The sequence below is a fragment of the Streptomyces sp. NPDC004732 genome, assembly GCF_040609235.1.
Classification (GTDB): domain Bacteria; phylum Actinomycetota; class Actinomycetes; order Streptomycetales; family Streptomycetaceae; genus Streptomyces.
The window spans coordinates 673,917-690,182 of sequence record NZ_JBEXJR010000002.1 but is presented as its reverse complement, the minus strand read 5'-3'; the positions used below and the strand labels follow the sequence as shown (position 1 = coordinate 690,182).

The 16,266-nt window shown below is 66.5% G+C and carries 27 protein-coding genes; 26 read left to right on the top strand and 1 reads right to left on the bottom strand.

What is annotated here, in order from left to right; all coding sequences use genetic code 11:
• Position 1: 1 nt before the first annotated feature.
• The 23 genes from rplP to truA all read left to right on the top strand — a co-directional run bounded on the left by rplP (position 2) and on the right by truA (position 12,843).
• A complete protein-coding gene (rplP, locus tag ABZV77_RS07785; protein ID WP_014047785.1) occupies positions 2–421 on the top strand; it encodes a 50S ribosomal protein L16 in 420 nt (139 codons plus the stop codon).
• A complete protein-coding gene (rpmC, locus tag ABZV77_RS07780) occupies positions 421–645 on the top strand; it encodes a 50S ribosomal protein L29 (protein WP_006347226.1) in 225 nt (74 codons plus the stop codon). The genes rplP and rpmC overlap by 1 nt, the downstream gene beginning before the upstream one ends.
• The gene (rpsQ, locus tag ABZV77_RS07775) at positions 645–932 is read left to right on the top strand and encodes a 30S ribosomal protein S17 (RefSeq protein ID WP_356251638.1); all 288 of its coding nucleotides are present in this window, start codon (positions 645–647) and stop codon (positions 930–932) included. The genes rpmC and rpsQ overlap by 1 nt, the downstream gene beginning before the upstream one ends.
• A 99-nt stretch (positions 933–1,031) precedes the next feature.
• Positions 1,032–1,400, top strand: coding sequence for a 50S ribosomal protein L14 (gene rplN / locus ABZV77_RS07770; protein WP_003974257.1), 369 nt, complete (start codon positions 1,032–1,034; stop codon positions 1,398–1,400).
• 2 nt (positions 1,401–1,402) lie between these two features.
• Positions 1,403–1,726, top strand: a complete 324-nt coding sequence (gene rplX / locus ABZV77_RS07765) for a 50S ribosomal protein L24 (RefSeq protein WP_016645174.1) — start codon at positions 1,403–1,405, stop codon at positions 1,724–1,726.
• Entirely contained in the window at positions 1,726–2,283 is a 558-nt protein-coding gene (gene rplE, locus ABZV77_RS07760) for a 50S ribosomal protein L5 (protein WP_055564831.1), read from the top strand. Before rplX ends, rplE begins: the two co-directional genes overlap by 1 nt.
• 5 nt (positions 2,284–2,288) lie before the next feature.
• Positions 2,289–2,474: a type Z 30S ribosomal protein S14 gene (locus ABZV77_RS07755; protein ID WP_003948630.1), complete on the top strand. Its 186-nt coding sequence runs from the start codon at positions 2,289–2,291 to the stop codon at positions 2,472–2,474.
• 221 nt (positions 2,475–2,695) lie between these two features.
• On the top strand, positions 2,696–3,094 hold the full coding sequence (gene rpsH, locus ABZV77_RS07750; protein WP_018528360.1) for a 30S ribosomal protein S8: 399 nt from the start codon (positions 2,696–2,698) through the stop codon (positions 3,092–3,094).
• A 21-nt stretch (positions 3,095–3,115) separates the two neighbouring features.
• Entirely contained in the window at positions 3,116–3,655 is a 540-nt protein-coding gene (gene rplF / locus ABZV77_RS07745) for a 50S ribosomal protein L6 (RefSeq protein ID WP_160506667.1), read from the top strand.
• A gap of 3 nt (positions 3,656–3,658) precedes the next feature.
• Positions 3,659–4,042: a 50S ribosomal protein L18 gene (rplR, locus tag ABZV77_RS07740; protein ID WP_055564833.1), complete on the top strand. Its 384-nt coding sequence runs from the start codon at positions 3,659–3,661 to the stop codon at positions 4,040–4,042.
• A gap of 41 nt (positions 4,043–4,083) precedes the next feature.
• On the top strand, positions 4,084–4,686 hold the full coding sequence (rpsE, locus tag ABZV77_RS07735; protein ID WP_055553512.1) for a 30S ribosomal protein S5: 603 nt from the start codon (positions 4,084–4,086) through the stop codon (positions 4,684–4,686).
• On the top strand, positions 4,686–4,868 hold the full coding sequence (gene rpmD, locus ABZV77_RS07730) for a 50S ribosomal protein L30 (protein ID WP_356251632.1): 183 nt from the start codon (positions 4,686–4,688) through the stop codon (positions 4,866–4,868). Before rpsE ends, rpmD begins: the two co-directional genes overlap by 1 nt.
• A 1-nt stretch (position 4,869) precedes the next feature.
• Positions 4,870–5,325: a 50S ribosomal protein L15 gene (rplO, locus tag ABZV77_RS07725; RefSeq protein ID WP_098244248.1), complete on the top strand. Its 456-nt coding sequence runs from the start codon at positions 4,870–4,872 to the stop codon at positions 5,323–5,325.
• Positions 5,326–5,551: 226 nt separating this feature from the next.
• Complete coding sequence (gene secY, locus ABZV77_RS07720; RefSeq protein WP_150216765.1) at positions 5,552–6,865, top strand: preprotein translocase subunit SecY; 1,314 nt, start codon at positions 5,552–5,554, stop codon at positions 6,863–6,865.
• Positions 6,865–7,518: an adenylate kinase gene (locus tag ABZV77_RS07715; protein WP_356251628.1), complete on the top strand. Its 654-nt coding sequence runs from the start codon at positions 6,865–6,867 to the stop codon at positions 7,516–7,518. The genes secY and ABZV77_RS07715 overlap by 1 nt, the downstream gene beginning before the upstream one ends.
• 121 nt (positions 7,519–7,639) lie before the next feature.
• Complete coding sequence (gene map, locus ABZV77_RS07710; protein ID WP_356251625.1) at positions 7,640–8,476, top strand: type I methionyl aminopeptidase; 837 nt, start codon at positions 7,640–7,642, stop codon at positions 8,474–8,476.
• Between the two features lie 184 nt (positions 8,477–8,660).
• Positions 8,661–8,882, top strand: coding sequence for a translation initiation factor IF-1 (gene infA / locus ABZV77_RS07705; RefSeq protein WP_003948620.1), 222 nt, complete (start codon positions 8,661–8,663; stop codon positions 8,880–8,882).
• A 57-nt stretch (positions 8,883–8,939) separates the two neighbouring features.
• A complete protein-coding gene (gene rpmJ / locus ABZV77_RS07700; RefSeq protein WP_003948619.1) occupies positions 8,940–9,053 on the top strand; it encodes a 50S ribosomal protein L36 in 114 nt (37 codons plus the stop codon).
• 202 nt (positions 9,054–9,255) lie between these two features.
• Positions 9,256–9,636, top strand: a complete 381-nt coding sequence (gene rpsM / locus ABZV77_RS07695; protein ID WP_356251621.1) for a 30S ribosomal protein S13 — start codon at positions 9,256–9,258, stop codon at positions 9,634–9,636.
• A gap of 65 nt (positions 9,637–9,701) precedes the next feature.
• Complete coding sequence (gene rpsK, locus ABZV77_RS07690; protein ID WP_003948617.1) at positions 9,702–10,106, top strand: 30S ribosomal protein S11; 405 nt, start codon at positions 9,702–9,704, stop codon at positions 10,104–10,106.
• Positions 10,107–10,228: 122 nt separating this feature from the next.
• Positions 10,229–11,251 (top strand): DNA-directed RNA polymerase subunit alpha, encoded by a 1,023-nt coding sequence (locus tag ABZV77_RS07685; protein WP_016645160.1) that lies wholly within the window; start codon positions 10,229–10,231, stop codon positions 11,249–11,251.
• A 167-nt stretch (positions 11,252–11,418) separates the two neighbouring features.
• Positions 11,419–11,907, top strand: coding sequence for a 50S ribosomal protein L17 (gene rplQ, locus ABZV77_RS07680; RefSeq protein WP_356251617.1), 489 nt, complete (start codon positions 11,419–11,421; stop codon positions 11,905–11,907).
• A gap of 81 nt (positions 11,908–11,988) precedes the next feature.
• Positions 11,989–12,843: a tRNA pseudouridine(38-40) synthase TruA gene (truA, locus tag ABZV77_RS07675; protein WP_356251615.1), complete on the top strand. Its 855-nt coding sequence runs from the start codon at positions 11,989–11,991 to the stop codon at positions 12,841–12,843.
• A 15-nt stretch (positions 12,844–12,858) separates the two neighbouring features.
• Here the strand turns inward: truA and ABZV77_RS07670 are convergent, their stop codons facing one another.
• Entirely contained in the window at positions 12,859–13,725 is an 867-nt protein-coding gene (locus ABZV77_RS07670) for a hypothetical protein (RefSeq protein WP_356251612.1), read from the bottom strand.
• A 74-nt stretch (positions 13,726–13,799) separates the two neighbouring features.
• Between ABZV77_RS07670 and ABZV77_RS07665 the strand changes: the two genes are divergently transcribed.
• The 3 genes from ABZV77_RS07665 (at position 13,800) to rpsI (ending at position 16,262) form a co-directional block, all read left to right on the top strand.
• Entirely contained in the window at positions 13,800–15,044 is a 1,245-nt protein-coding gene (locus ABZV77_RS07665) for a glycosyltransferase family 87 protein (protein ID WP_356251609.1), read from the top strand.
• Positions 15,045–15,254: 210 nt separating this feature from the next.
• Positions 15,255–15,698 (top strand): 50S ribosomal protein L13, encoded by a 444-nt coding sequence (rplM, locus tag ABZV77_RS07660; protein WP_055569478.1) that lies wholly within the window; start codon positions 15,255–15,257, stop codon positions 15,696–15,698.
• Positions 15,699–15,740: 42 nt separating this feature from the next.
• Complete coding sequence (rpsI, locus tag ABZV77_RS07655; RefSeq protein WP_356251606.1) at positions 15,741–16,262, top strand: 30S ribosomal protein S9; 522 nt, start codon at positions 15,741–15,743, stop codon at positions 16,260–16,262.
• Positions 16,263–16,266 lie beyond the last annotated feature (4 nt).

Genomic DNA, 16,266 nt, shown 5'->3' with positions numbered 1-16,266 from the left:
AATGCTGATCCCCCGTAGGGTCAAGCACCGCAAGCAGCACCACCCGAAGCGCAGCGGTATGTCCAAGGGTGGCACGCAGGTTGCGTTCGGCGAGTACGGCATCCAGGCGCTGACCCCGGCGTACGTGACGAACCGTCAGATCGAGGCAGCTCGTATCGCGATGACGCGTCACATCAAGCGTGGCGGCAAGGTCTGGATCAACATCTACCCGGACCGTCCCCTCACCAAGAAGCCTGCCGAGACCCGCATGGGTTCCGGTAAGGGTTCTCCGGAGTGGTGGATCGCCAACGTCAAGCCCGGACGCGTCATGTTCGAGCTGTCGTACCCGAACGAGAAGATTGCTCGTGAGGCGCTCACCCGCGCTGCTCACAAGCTTCCGATGAAGTGCCGCATCGTCCGGCGCGAGGCAGGTGAGTCGTGATGTCGGCCGGTACCAAGGCGTCCGAGCTGCGCGAGCTGGGCAACGAGGAGCTTGTCAACAAGCTTCGCGAGGCCAAGGAAGAGCTGTTCAACCTCCGCTTCCAGGCGGCGACGGGCCAGCTCGAGAACCACGGCCGGCTCAAGGCCGTCCGTAAGGACATCGCGCGGATCTACACCCTCATGCGTGAGCGCGAGCTGGGCATCGAGACGGTGGAGAGCGCCTGATGAGCGAGAGCAACGTGACTGAAGAGACGAAGGCCGGCCGCGGCTTCCGCAAGACCCGTCAGGGTCTTGTCGTCAGCGACAAGATGGACAAGACCGTCGTCGTCGCTGTCGAGGACCGCGTGACCCACGCGCTGTACGGCAAGGTCATCCGCCGTACGAACAAGCTCAAGGCGCACGACGAGCAGAACGCTGCCGGCGTCGGCGACCGCGTCCTCCTGATGGAGACGCGTCCGCTGTCGGCGAGCAAGCGCTGGCGCATCGTCGAGATCCTCGAGAAGGCCAAGTAATTCTCCGAGGGGCACCCCCCTCGGAGTTCGTTCCGCCAGGCTCCCGGGGCAGTTCGCTGAACTGCCCCGGGGGAACCGGCAGACAAACAGGAGATAGACGTGATCCAGCAGGAGTCGCGACTTCGCGTCGCCGACAACACGGGTGCGAAGGAAATTCTCACCATTCGTGTTCTCGGTGGCTCGGGTCGCCGCTACGCGGGCATCGGTGACGTCATCGTCGCCACCGTCAAGGACGCGATCCCCGGTGGCAACGTGAAGAAGGGTGACGTCGTCAAGGCGGTCATCGTTCGCACCGTCAAGGAGCGTCGCCGTCCGGATGGCTCGTACATCCGTTTCGACGAGAACGCCGCCGTCATTCTGAAGAACGACGGCGACCCCCGCGGCACCCGTATCTTCGGCCCGGTCGGCCGTGAGCTGCGCGAGAAGAAGTTCATGAAGATCATCTCGCTCGCGCCGGAGGTGCTGTAAGCATGAAGATCAAGAAGGGCGACCTGGTCCAGGTCATCACCGGTAAGGACAAGGGCAAGCAGGGCAAGGTCATTGCCGCTTACCCGCGCGACGAGCGCGTCCTGGTCGAGGGTGTCAACCGGGTCAAGAAGCACACGAAGGCCGGCCCGACCGCCAGCGGCTCGCAGGCCGGCGGCATCGTGACCACCGAGGCCCCCGTCCACGTCTCCAACGTCCAGCTGGTCGTGGAGAAGGACGGCAACAAGGTTGTCACGCGTGTCGGTTACCGCTTCGACGACGAGGGCAACAAGATCCGCGTTGCCAAGCGGACGGGTGAGGACATCTGATGACGACCACCACCACTCCGCGTCTCAAGACGAAGTACCGCGAGGAGATCACGGGCAAGCTGCGTGAGGAGTTCTCGTACGAGAACGTCATGCAGATCCCCGGCCTGGTCAAGATCGTGGTCAACATGGGTGTCGGCGACGCCGCCCGTGACTCGAAGCTGATCGACGGTGCCATCCGCGACCTGACCACGATCACCGGTCAGAAGCCGGCCGTGACGAAGGCCCGGAAGTCCATCGCGCAGTTCAAGCTGCGCGAGGGCCAGCCGATCGGCTGCCACGTCACGCTCCGTGGCGACCGCATGTGGGAGTTCCTGGACCGCACCCTGTCGCTCGCGCTTCCGCGCATCCGCGACTTCCGTGGTCTGTCCCCCAAGCAGTTCGACGGCCGTGGCAACTACACCTTCGGTCTCACGGAGCAGGTCATGTTCCACGAGATCGACCAGGACAAGATCGACCGCGTCCGGGGTATGGACATCACCGTGGTCACCACGGCGACCAACGACGCTGAGGGCCGTGCCCTTCTCCGTCACCTCGGCTTCCCGTTCAAGGAGGCGTAAGCGAGATGGCGAAGAAGGCTCTGATTGCCAAGGCTGCTCGTAAGCCCAAGTTCGGTGTGCGTGGCTACACCCGCTGCCAGCGCTGCGGCCGCCCGCACTCCGTGTACCGCAAGTTCGGCCTCTGCCGCGTGTGCCTTCGTGAGATGGCTCACCGTGGCGAGCTCCCGGGCGTGACCAAGAGCTCCTGGTAGTCCCGCTGCCCCTAGGGGCTTTGGGATTGTCCGGAACTCTCGGTAAGTAAAGGGTTGGCAGATGCCCTCCTCCAGATGGCTTAGGCTAGGAGGGTTGGGCGTCTGCCGCCCTGACCGACTTACTACGCCGTAGGTCCCCGCGCCGCACCCGTCCTGCCTCTGAGTGGGGAGAGGGATGGCGCAGATAGGAAACCACGGCGAGAGAGGCCGAAGGCCAATTCATGACCATGACTGATCCGATCGCGGACATGCTGACTCGTCTGCGTAACGCGAACTCGGCGTACCACGACACCGTGGCGATGCCGCACAGCAAGATCAAGTCTCACATCGCGGAGATCCTCCAGCAGGAGGGCTTCATCACGGGCTGGAAGGTCGAGGACGCCGAGGTTGGCAAGAACCTCGTTCTCGAGCTGAAGTTCGGCCCGAACCGTGAGCGCTCCATTGCGGGCATCAAGCGGATCTCCAAGCCCGGTCTCCGGGTTTACGCGAAGTCCACCAACCTGCCGAAGGTCCTCGGCGGCCTCGGCGTGGCGATTATCTCCACGTCGCACGGTCTCCTGACCGGCCAGCAGGCAGGCAAGAAGGGCGTAGGTGGGGAAGTCCTCGCCTACGTCTGGTAGTCGGGAACGGAGGAATAGCTAATGTCGCGTATTGGCAAGCTCCCCATCACGGTTCCCGCCGGCGTGGACGTCACCATCGACGGCCGTACGGTCTCGGTTAAGGGCCCCAAGGGTTCCCTTTCCCACACCGTCGTCGCGCCGATCGACATCGCTAAGGGTGAGGACGGCGTCCTGAACGTCACCCGCCCGAACGACGAGCGTCAGAACAAGGCCCTGCACGGCCTGTCCCGCACGCTGGTGGCGAACATGATCACCGGCGTGACCACGGGTTACGTGAAGAAGCTCGAAATCAGCGGTGTCGGTTACCGCGTCCTCGCGAAGGGCTCCAACCTGGAGTTCTCGCTGGGCTACAGCCACCCGATCCTGGTCGAGGCCCCCGAGGGCATCACCTTCAAGGTGGAGTCCGCGACCAAGCTTTCGGTCGAGGGCATCGACAAGCAGAAGGTCGGCGAGGTTGCGGCCAACATCCGCAAGCTGCGCAAGCCCGACCCGTACAAGGCCAAGGGCGTCAAGTACGAAGGCGAAGTCATCCGCCGCAAGGTCGGAAAGGCGGGTAAGTAAGCCATGGCATACGGTGTCAAGATTGCTAAGGGCGACGCTTACAAGCGTGCTGCCATCAAGCGTCGTCACATCCGCATCCGTAAGCACATCTCGGGTACGGCTGAGCGTCCGCGCCTGGTCGTGACGCGCTCCAACCGCCACATCGTGGCCCAGGTCATCGACGACATCAAGGGTCACACCCTGGCGTCGGCGTCGACCCTGGACACCACGATCCGCGGCGCCGAGGGCGACAAGTCCGCGGCTGCCAAGTCGGTCGGCGCCCTGGTCGCCGAGCGCGCCAAGGCCGCCGGTGTCGAGACTGTCGTGTTCGACCGTGGTGGTAACCAGTACGCCGGGCGCATCGCTGCCCTGGCGGACGCCGCCCGCGAAGCCGGACTCAAGTTCTGAGTCGGTTCCGTAGCTAGCGGAAACAGAGAGAGGTAATTCCAATGGCTGGACCCCAGCGCCGCGGTGGCGGTGCCGGTGGCGGCGAGCGGCGGGACCGGAAGGGTCGCGACGGTGGCGCTGCCGCCGAGAAGACCGCATACGTTGAGCGCGTTGTCGCGATCAACCGTGTCGCCAAGGTTGTGAAGGGTGGTCGTCGCTTCAGCTTCACTGCGCTCGTCGTAGTGGGCGACGGTGACGGCACCGTGGGTGTCGGTTACGGCAAGGCCAAGGAGGTGCCGGCCGCCATCGCCAAGGGTGTTGAGGAGGCCAAGAAGCACTTCTTCAAGGTCCCCCGTATCCAGGGCACCATCCCGCACCCGATCCAGGGCGAGAAGGCCGCGGGCGTCGTCCTGCTCAAGCCTGCTTCCCCCGGTACCGGTGTTATCGCCGGTGGCCCGGTGCGTGCCGTGCTCGAGTGCGCCGGCGTGCACGACATCCTGTCGAAGTCCCTGGGCTCCGACAACGCGATCAACATCGTGCACGCGACCGTGGCGGCCCTCAAGGGCCTGCAGCGTCCCGAGGAGATCGCGGCTCGCCGTGGTCTGCCCCTCGAGGACGTCGCCCCCGCGGCTCTCCTTCGTGCACGTGCCGGGGCGGGTGCGTAATGGCTCGCCTCAAGGTCACGCAGACGAAGTCGTACATCGGTAGCAAGCAGAACCACCGCGACACCCTGCGCTCCCTTGGTCTCAAGGGCATCAACACGCAGGTCGTCAAGGAGGACCGTCCCGAGTTCCGCGGCATGGTGCAGACCGTCCGCCACCTCGTGACGGTTGAGGAGGTCGACTGACATGGCGGAGCAGAACCCGCTGAAGGTCCACAACCTCCGGCCCGCCCCGGGCGCCAAGACCGCCAAGACCCGTGTGGGTCGTGGTGAGGCGTCCAAGGGTAAGACCGCTGGTCGTGGTACCAAGGGCACGAAGGCCCGTTACCAGGTTCCGGAGCGCTTCGAGGGTGGCCAGATGCCCCTCCACATGCGTCTCCCGAAGCTCAAGGGCTTCAAGAACCCGTTCAAGACCGAGTTCCAGGTCGTGAACCTCGACAAGCTGAGCGCGCTGTTCCCCGAGGGTGGCGAGGTCACCGTCGAGGCCCTCGTGGCCAAGGGTGCGGTTCGCAAGAACAGCCTCGTCAAGGTGCTCGGCCAGGGCGAGGTCACCGTGGCGCTGCAGGTGACGGTCGATGCCGTCTCCGGCTCCGCCAAGGAGAAGATCACCGCCGCCGGCGGTACCGTCACCGAGCTCGTCTGATATTCCCTCAGACGTGTCGATGACATGAGTGATTCCCAGCCGGGGATGCCCCACAAAAGGGGCATCCCCGGTTGGTCGTTCCTAGGGGGGCACGGTCGCCGGTAAGGTGGCGTGCACTGTCTAAGCTCCGTGCGGTCTGTCCGCACGGTTTTCTTGACTGATACGTATTCGTCGAACCTCAGACCCTTACCTCTGACGCACGCGCGCGGGGGTCGCAGGAGGCACCGTGCTCACCGCGTTCGCCCGGGCGTTCAAGACGCCCGACCTGCGCAAGAAGCTGCTCTTCACACTCGGCATCATCGTGATCTACCGGGTGGGTACGCATGTGCCGATTCCCGGTGTCGACTACCGGAACGTCCAGACCTGCATCGACAACGCCAATGCGAACCAGGGCCTGTTCGGTCTCGTCAACATGTTCAGTGGTGGCGCGCTGCTGCAGATCACGATCTTCGCGCTCGGCATCATGCCGTACATCACGGCGAGCATCATTCTGCAGCTGCTGACCGTGGTGATCCCGCGGCTGGAGGCCCTCAAGAAGGAGGGTCAGGCCGGCACCGCGAAGATCACGCAGTACACGCGCTATCTGACCATCGCGCTCGCGATCCTTCAGGGCACCGGCCTGGTGGCCACCGCCCGCACCGGCACCCTCTTCCAGGGCTGCCCCGTCGCCAGCGAGATCGTTCCTGACCAGTCGATCTTCGTCACCGTCACGATGGTCATCACCATGACCGCGGGTACGGCCTGTGTCATGTGGCTCGGTGAGCTCATCACCGACCGCGGCATCGGCAACGGCATGTCGATCCTGATGTTCATCTCGATCGCCGCGACCTTCCCGAGCGCCCTGTGGGCCATCAAGCAGCAGGGTGACCTGGCGGGTGGCTGGATCGAGTTCGGCACCGTCATCGCGGTCGGTCTCGTCATGGTCGGCCTGGTGGTCTTCGTCGAGCAGGCGCAGCGGCGCATCCCGGTCCAGTACGCGAAGCGAATGATCGGCCGCCGGTCCTACGGCGGAACGTCGACGTACATTCCGCTGAAGGTCAATCAGGCGGGCATCATCCCTGTGATCTTCGCCTCCTCGCTGCTTTACATTCCGGCTCTCGTGGCTCAGTTCGCGGGCGGCAACTCGGGATGGAAGACGTGGATCGAGGCGAACCTGACCAAGGGTGACCACCCGATTTACATCGCCACGTACTTCATCCTGATCGTCTTCTTCGCCTTCTTCTACGTCGCGATCTCCTTCAACCCCGAGGAAGTCGCCGACAACATGAAGAAGTATGGTGGCTTCATCCCGGGCATCCGGGCTGGCCGTCCGACCGCTGAGTACTTGAGCTACGTACTCAACCGGATCACCTGGCCGGGTTCGCTGTATTTGGGTCTGATCGCTCTTGTGCCGACGATGGCGTTGGTGGGCTTCCAGGCAAACCAGAACTTCCCGTTCGGCGGGACGAGCATCCTGATCATCGTGGGTGTGGGTCTGGAAACCGTGAAGCAGATCGAGAGCCAGCTCCAGCAGCGCAATTACGAAGGGTTCCTCCGCTGATGCGAATCGTCCTCGTCGGGCCGCCCGGTGCGGGCAAGGGAACGCAGGCCGCGTTCCTGGCCAAGAACTTGTCGATCCCGCACATCTCCACCGGCGACCTCTTCCGTGCCAACATCAGCCAGGGCACGGACCTCGGCAAGCAGGCGAAGGCGTTCATGGACGCCGGGAACCTCGTGCCGGACGAGGTGACGATCGGCATGGCGAAGGACCGCATGGCGCAGTCGGACGCCGAGAACGGCTTCCTGCTCGACGGGTTCCCGCGCAACGTGTCGCAGGCGGAGGCGCTGGACGTGGCGCTCAAGGCCGATGACGTGAAGCTCGACGCCGTCCTGGACCTCGAGGTCCCCGAGGACGAGGTCGTCAAGCGGATCGCCGGTCGCCGCATCTGCCGCAAGGACTCCAGCCACGTCTTCCACGTGACGTACAGCAAGCCCAAGCAGGAAGGCGTCTGTGACGTCTGCGGCGGCGAGCTCTACCAGCGCGAGGACGACAGCGAGGACACCGTCCGCAAGCGCCTCGAGGTCTACCACACGCAGACCGAGCCGATCATCGACTACTACCGGACCCAGGGTCTGGTCGTGACGATCTCGGCGCTCGGCAAGGTGGACGAGGTCACCGAGCGCGCGATGGACGCCCTCAAGGGCGACAAGTAGTCAGTACGCTGTTTCGGCCGCGGTGCCCTTGGGGGGACCGCGGCCGTACTGTTGTTTACGTACCGGCTCGTTTGTGCAGCCGGTTCGCCGACGATGACGGAAGACGGAGAGCGGTAGCCCCATGGTGCAGATCAAGACCCCCGAGCAGATCGCGAAGATGCGTGAGGCGGGCCTTGTCGTCGCCGCCATCCACGCCGCGACCCGTGAGGCCGCGGTGCCCGGCGCCACCACGAAGGACCTCGACGACGTCGCCCGCAAGGTGATCGCCGAGCACGGCGCCAAGTCGAACTTCCTCGGGTACGGCGGGTTCCCCGCCACGATCTGCACCTCGGTGAACCAGGTCGTCGTGCACGGCATCCCGGACGACAAGACCGTCCTGAAGGACGGCGACATCATCTCCATCGACGCGGGCGCCATCATCGACGGCTGGCACGGCGACGCGGCCTACACCGCCTTCGTGGGCACCGGTCACGCTCCGGAGCTGATCGAGCTCTCCCGGGTGACCGAGGAGTCGATGTGGGCCGGTCTGGCGGCCATGAAGCAGGGCAACCGGCTCGTCGACATCTCCCGTGCCATCGAGACGTACATCCGTCGGCAGCCCAAGCCGGGCGGCGGCAAGTACGGCATCGTCGAGGACTACGGCGGCCACGGCATCGGCACCGAGATGCACATGGACCCGCACCTGCTGAACTACGTCGAGCGCCGCCGCGGCAAGGGCCCCAAGCTGGTCCCCGGCTTCTGCCTCGCCATCGAGCCCATGGTCTCCCTCGGCACCCCCCGCACGGAGGTCCTGGAAGACGATTGGACCGTCATCACCACGGACGGGACCTGGTCCTCGCACTGGGAGCACTCCATCGCGCTGACGGAGGAGGGGCCGATCGTTCTCACGGCTCCGGACTGCGGCAAGGCGAAGCTGGCGGAGTACGGGGTCACCACGGCGCCGGACCCGTTGGGCTGAGACGTCCGTCGGTGCCGGGCGGGTCGCCTGCTTAAGGATCTTGCCCGTGGGGCAGACTTTCTCGATTCGTCTTTCCGAGTGCACTGACGTAGACTGACGCGTCGGCTCTCGTGCATCCGTGTGTCTGCATTTGGGGACACGGAAGTACGCAGCCGATCAAGGTAGTCGATTCGAAGGGCGAAGCGTGGCCAAGAAGCAAGGTGCCATCGAGATCGAAGGCACTGTCGTCGAGTCTCTTCCGAACGCCATGTTCAAGGTGGAGCTCCAGAACGGCCACCAGGTCCTGGCACACATCAGCGGCAAGATGCGCATGCACTACATCCGCATCCTCCCTGACGACCGGGTCGTGGTGGAGCTGTCTCCGTACGACCTGACGCGTGGCCGGATCGTCTACCGGTACAAGTAGATCTTGCCCGCATCCCGCTCGCGCGGGGTGGTGGCACTGACCCGGAGAACCTCACCAATGAAGGTCAAGCCGAGCGTCAAGAAGATCTGCGACAAGTGCAGGGTGATCCGCCGTCACGGCCGGGTCATGATCATTTGCGACAACCCGCGCCACAAGCAGCGCCAGGGCTGACGCACGACTGCAGTTCGCAGATTTTCGCGCGACGCACGTAAGTAGATACGCAGGACCCGTCCCTCTTCAGTTCCTTTGGTAATGGAGGGCGACACCCCCGGTCGGAGGCCGGGGACCCGGTTCGTACCAACCCTTTTCAGAAGGGGACGGCGACCGGGAGTGGTTCTGCTGAAGACCTCCGAAGAATCAACAGGAGCCATGAATGGCACGCGTTGAAGGCGTTGACCTCCCGCGCGACAAGCGCATTGAGGTCGCCCTCACCTACGTGTTCGGCATCGGCCGCACGCTGGCCCAGCAGACGCTGGACGCCACCGAGGTGGACCGCAACACCCGCGTTCGCGACCTGACCGAGGAAGACCTCGTCAAGATCCGCGAGTACGTGGACGCCAACGTCAAGACCGAGGGTGACCTCCGTCGCGAGATCCAGGCCGACATCCGCCGCAAGGTCGAGATCGGTTGCTACCAGGGTCTCCGTCACCGTCGTGGTCTGCCGGTCCGCGGTCAGCGCACCAGCACGAACGCTCGCACCCGCAAGGGCCCGCGTCGCGCCATCGCCGGTAAGAAGAAGCCGGGCAAGAAGTAGTCCTCGCTCAGCGGTCTATCGACAGCTGACGCTGCAGGACCGACCACCTCCCGTAGGAGTTATAGATGCCCCCCAAGGGTCGTCAGGGCGCTGCCAAGAAGGTGCGCCGCAAGGAAAAGAAGAACGTCGCTCACGGCCACGCGCACATCAAGAGCACGTTCAACAACACGATCGTGTCCATCACGGACCCGACCGGCAACGTGATCTCGTGGGCCTCCGCGGGCCACGTCGGCTTCAAGGGCTCGCGCAAGTCCACGCCGTTCGCCGCGCAGATGGCTGCCGAGTCGGCTGCCCGTCGCGCCCAGGAGCACGGCATGCGCAAGGTCGACGTCTTCGTCAAGGGCCCGGGTTCCGGTCGTGAGACCGCCATCCGTTCGCTCCAGGCGACCGGCCTTGAGGTCGGCTCGATCCAGGACGTGACGCCCACGCCGCACAACGGCTGCCGTCCGCCCAAGCGCCGTCGCGTCTGACGTTCGTACGTCGCTTGACTTGAGGTTTCGGGCGGTACGGCTCTTCGGAGTCGTATCGCCCGTACCCTTGTAATGAATCAGGGCATCAAATAGTGGGTGCCCCTGACTGAAGGAATCACTTCATGCTGATCGCTCAGCGTCCCTCGTTGACCGAAGAGGTCGTCGACGAATTCCGCTCCCGGTTCGTGATCGAGCCGCTGGAGCCGGGCTTCGGCTACACCCTCGGCAACTCCCTCCGCCGCACCCTGCTCTCGTCGATCCCCGGCGCTGCTGTCACCAGCATCCGCATCGACGGTGTCCTGCACGAGTTCACCACCGTGCCGGGTGTCAAGGAGGACGTCACCGACCTCATCCTCAACATCAAGCAGCTGGTCGTCTCCTCGGAGCACGACGAGCCCGTCGTGATGTACCTGCGCAAGCAGGGTCCCGGTCTGGTCACCGCCGCCGACATCGCGCCCCCGGCCGGTGTCGAGGTGCACAACCCCGACCTGGTCCTCGCCACGCTGAACGGCAAGGGCAAGCTGGAGATGGAGCTGACCGTCGAGCGCGGTCGCGGCTATGTCTCCGCCGTCCAGAACAAGCAGGTCGGTCAGGAGATCGGGCGCATCCCGGTCGACTCGATCTACTCGCCGGTTCTCAAGGTCACGTACAAGGTCGAGGCCACGCGTGTCGAGCAGCGCACCGACTTCGACAAGCTGATCGTCGACGTCGAGACCAAGCAGGCCATGCGTCCCCGCGACGCCATGGCGTCGGCCGGTAAGACCCTGGTCGAGCTGTTCGGTCTGGCGCGCGAGCTCAACATCGACGCCGAGGGCATCGACATGGGCCCGTCCCCGACGGACGCCGCTCTCGCCGCCGATCTGGCGCTGCCGATCGAGGAGCTCGAGCTCACCGTCCGGTCGTACAACTGCCTCAAGCGCGAGGGCATCCACTCCGTGGGTGAGCTCGTGGCCCGCTCCGAGGCCGACCTGCTCGACATCCGCAACTTCGGTGCGAAGTCGATCGACGAGGTCAAGATGAAGCTCAACGGCATGGGTCTTGCGCTGAAGGACTCGCCTCCCGGCTTCGACCCGACCGCTGCCGCCGACGCCTTCGGTGCCGACGACGACGCGGACGCGGGCTTCGTCGAGACCGAGCAGTACTAGTCGCCTCCGGCGGGGTGGGCGGATTCTTCCGGCCGCCCCGCCGTTGCGGCTGAGCCCCTGTCCTCAAGCGCCGGACGGGCTCAAAAAGACTTCCTGCGGGGCAGCCGCCTCACAGGCACTGACACCGGTACCTGACACGGCCGGTGCAGCGATGAAGGAGAAACACCATGCCGAAGCCCACCAAGGGTGCCCGTCTGGGCGGCAGCGCCGCGCACGAGAAGCTTCTGCTGGCGAACCTCGCCAAGCAGCTCTTCGAGTACGGCCGCATCACCACCACCGAGGCGAAGGCCCGCCGCCTGCGTCCGTACGCGGAGCGTCTGGTCACCAAGGCGAAGAAGGGTGACCTTCACAACCGCCGCCAGGTGCTGACCGTCATCACCGACAAGAGCATCGTGCACACGCTCTTCACGGAGATCGGCCCGCGCTACGAGAACCGCCCCGGTGGTTACACCCGCATCACCAAGATCGGTAACCGTCGTGGCGACAACGCGCCCATGGCGATCATCGAGCTGGTGGAGGCCCTGACCGTGGCCCAGGAGGCCACCGGTGAGGCCGAGGCCGCCACCAAGCGTGCGGTCAAGGAAGACACCCTCAAGAAGGACGCGCCCGTCGAGGACGCGCCGGTTGAGGCCGCCGAGGAGTCCAAGGACGCCTGAGGCACTTGCCTTGCAGTGAGCGGGTCCGCCCTTCGGGGCGGGCCCGCTTTCGCATGTACGTGGCGCTGAGAGGATTGCGGTGTGAGTGATGAAGTAGAGCCCGGGTTCGTGCGGGTGCGGCTGGACCTTTCGTACGACGGCAGGGAGTTCTCCGGCTGGGCCAAGCAGCGGCAGGGGCAGCGGACCGTCCAGGGCGAGATCGAGTCCGCGCTGCGGACCGTGACGCGGTCGCAGGAGACGTACGAGCTGACCGTCGCGGGGCGCACCGACAGCGGGGTGCACGCGCGGGGGCAGGTCGCCCACGTCGATCTGCCGGAGAGCGTGTGGGCCGAGCACAGCGAGAAGCTGCTGCGCAGGCTCGCGGGGCGGCTGCCGCACGACGTGCGGGTGTGGAAGGTCGCCGAGGCGCCCGCGGGGTTCAACGCCCGGTTCGCGGCCGTGTGGCGGCGGTACGCCTATCGCGTGACCGACCATCCCGGTGGGGTCGACCCGCTGCTGCGGGGCCATGTGCTGTGGCACGACTGGACGTTGGACCTCGACGCGATGAACGCCGCCGCCGAGCGGCTGATCGGCGAGCACGACTTCGCGGCCTACTGCAAGAAGCGCGAGGGCGCCACGACCATCCGTACGCTGCAGGAACTGCGGTGGGAGCGGCGGCCCGACGGCATCTTCGAGGCGACCGTGCGGGCCGACGCGTTCTGCCACAACATGGTGCGGTCGCTGGTCGGCGCCATGCTGTTCGTGGGGGACGGGCACCGGCCCGTTGAGTGGCCGGAGAAGGTGCTCAGGGCGGGTGTGCGGGACTCCGCCGTGCACGTCGTGCGGCCGCACGGGCTCACGCTCGAGGAAGTCGGCTATCCCGCCGACGAGTTGCTCGCCGCGCGCAGCAAGGAGGCGCGCAACAAGCGGACGCTGCCCGGGGCCGGGTGCTGCTGAGCCCCGGCCGCCGGACTACTGCGGGGCCTCGGCCGCGGCCGAAGCCTGGGCCTCGCCCCGCTGGTTGATCCGCTGGAAGGCGAAGCGGGCGAGGTCGTCGCCCGCGCCGTACGCCTTGCGGTCGCCCGTCTTCACGTCCTTGCCGCTGGTGTAGCCCGTGGTGGTGAAGTACGCGTAGCGGCCGAAGGCGTTGTAGGTGCCGCGGCACACGCCCGTGCGGCAGAAGGCGGGCACGCCCTTGCCGGACAGCGAGTTCACGAGGCCCTTCTCCACCTGGGCCTTGACCTTCTCGGCGTCGGCCTTCGTGTCGAAGACGGCGACGCCGACGGTGATCGCGACGCCGTCCTTGAGGTAGCTGGCGCGGATCAGACGGGTGCAGTCGTTCTTGGCGAGGACCGAGCCGAGGGCGGACTGGGTGACCGACGTGCACTTCGTGGTGCTGTCGGTCGGGCCCTTCTTGTAGAGGCGGTCGCCCGTCCGCCAGGACTTGCCGGGGAACAGGCCCTCGGGGGTGAGCGGCGCCTTGTCCTTCTTGGCGCTGGAGATGAAGTCCTTGGGGTCCGGCGGGGGCGGCGGCGTGGTCGCCTCGAAGGACGGTCCCGAGTCCTTGCTCGCGCCGGGGATGTCCGCGGCCGTCGGCAGCTCGCTCGCCGGTTTGTTCGACGCGGAGGTGTCGTCGCTGTTCGCGGAGACGACCGTGATGGCCACGGCGGCCGCGATGCCGATCGTCGCGAACGCTCCGCCGCCGATCAGCAGCCACTTGCGGCGGCGAGTGCGCGCCTCGGAGGCCTCGGCGAGCGCCGCCCAGTCGGGTGTGGGCCCGCTGCCGGGGCCACCCGTTCCGCCCGGACCCCACTGAGGTCCCCCTTGCCCAAAGCTCATGGGGCGCATCTTAGACGGGCTTCCCGGGATGTTGAGCGGGGGCTGCGTGGGGTGCTCGGCCTAGCCTGAAGCCTATGAATTCGGGCAAAACAGCGGTTTGCGGATGGTTGTTGCGGCCGGCCGAGTCATACATCCGGTGGGTGCTCGGGGTGGTGCTCGTCGCCGCGGTCGTCCGGGTGGGGCTGCGCGTTCCGGACGGCGGGATGGACAACGCCATCGTGGTGCGGGCCGCCGAGGCATGGCTGGACGGCCGCTCGCCCTACGCCGACCGGCACTTCCTCTATCTCCCCGGCGCCGTGCTCGCCGCGCTGCCGCAGGCGCTGCTGCCCGCGGACGTGGTGCGCTTCCTCGTCCCCGCGGGGGTGACCGCGGGCCTCGCCGCGGGCTGGGCGTGCGCCCTGCGCATCCACGGGGTGCCGTGGCGCAGCCGGTTCGCGGTGTACGGGCTGCTCGGTCTCGCGCTCGGCTTCGCGCCCTTCGGGCACCTCGTCGAGCTCGGCAACTGGACGGTGGGGTCCGCGGTCGCGCTGCCGTTCGCGCTGCTCCTCGTGTGCCGTGGCCGGTGGGTGGCGGCGGGGCTCGTGATCGGGGCGGCCGTCGCGGTGAAGCCGCTGCTCGCGCCCGTCGTGCTCCTCTTCGTGTTCGCGCGCAGGTGGCGGGGGCTCGGGGCGGCGGTGGGCGTGCCCGCGCTGGTGTCGGCGGCCGCGGCGCTCGCCATGCCGGATCCCGCCGGGTTCTTCACGCGGACACTGCCCTTCCTGCTGCGCGGCGAGGACTCCTTCGTCCGTCTTTATGAGGCTTCTCCCGCCGCGGTGCTCGCGCGGCTCGGGGTGCCGCAGACGGGCGCCACGCTGCTGGCCGGGTGTGCGGCCGTGGCCGGGGTGTGGTGTGCGTGGCGGCGTTGGCGACGGCCGGGGCGGGGCGGCGAAGGGGACGCGACGCCCGCGAGGGTCGTGGAATGCGCCGCGATGCTGATGCTTTCGGCCTTTCTCGTCTCCCGGCCCTCCTACGACCACTACCTGCTGGTCGTGCTTCCGCTGCTGCTCGCGGGGGCGCTGACGCCGGGGGCGGCGGCGCGCAGCCCGTGGTTCTGGGTGGCGCTGGTGCCGCAGGTGCCGGGCTTCTCGTGGCCGTGGCTGGAGCCGGAGACGCGGCGGGCCTTCAAGGACGCGGTGACGCTGTGCATGCTCGCGGGCACGGTCGGATGGGCGTGCGTGGCGGGCCGGGGCGGCGGTGACCAGGGGGGCCGTTACCCTGGGGAGCGCAGACCTGCCTGTGATGAGGAGTCGCCGGTGCCGGTCTCCAGGGCCGCGTTTTGACCGGTGTGGGGCCGCGCGGGTAGTCTCGGTGACTGATACGTATTGGCTTCCTCGTTCTCACGCGAATGGGCCCTTACGTAGGTTCCCTGGAGCAGTTACCAGTGGCTCGCATACGGGCAGCGTCCCCGGCATTGTGGGCCCCAGCTGCATGATCGCTTCCTGGGTGCCGTGTGTCTGGACCCCATCCACTGAAGAAGCGAAGGCTACGAAGTGCGTACGTACAGCCCTAAGCCCGGCGATGTGACCCGCCAGTGGCACGTCATTGACGCCCAGGACATCGTCCTGGGGCGTCTGGCGACCACCGCTGCCTCCCTCCTGCGGGGCAAGCACAAGGCGATCTACGCCCCCCACGTTGACACCGGTGACTTCGTCATCATCATCAACGCGGAGAAGGTGCACCTCTCCGGCAACAAGAAGACCCAGAAGATGGCGTACCGCCACTCCGGTTACCCGGGTGGTCTGCGTTCCGTCCGTTACGACGAGCTGCTCGAGAAGAGCCCCGAGAAGGCCATCGAGAAGGCCGTCAAGGGCATGCTCCCCAAGAACACCCTGGGCCGTCAGATGCTCTCGAAGCTGAAGGTCTACGCGGGCGACCAGCACCCGCACGGCGCTCAGCAGCCGGTCCCGTTCGAGATCACCCAGGTCGCGCAGTAGTTCCGGCCACCCCCAAAGACGTAAAGAAATCTGAGGAGAATCGTGGCCGAGACCACCGTTGAGCAGCCGGTCGAAGAGACCGAGGTTGTTGACGTAGAGCAGTACACCACCGAGTCCGAGGCGCCCGTCGAGGGCGAGTACACCTCGGAGTCGAACGCCGCGCGCTTCGGCGACCCGCAGCCGGCCGCCGGCCTGGGCCGTCGCAAGAACGCCATCGCCCGCGTCCGGATCGTCCCGGGCTCCGGCAAGTGGAAGGTCAACGGGCGCACGCTCGAGGACTACTTCCCGAACAAGGTCCACCAGCAGGAAGTCAACGAGCCCTTCAAGGTGCTCGAGCTCGACGGCCGCTACGACGTCATCGCCCGCATCTCGGGTGGCGGCGTCTCCGGTCAGGCCGGTGCGCTCCGTCTCGGTGTCGCCCGTGCGCTGAACGAGGCCGACGTCGACAACAACCGCGCCGCCCTCAAGAAGGCCGGTTACCTCAAGCGTGACGACCGTGCGGTCGAGCGCAAGAAGGCCGGTCTCAAGAAGGCCCGCAAGGCTCCGCAGTACAGCAAGCGCTAATCGC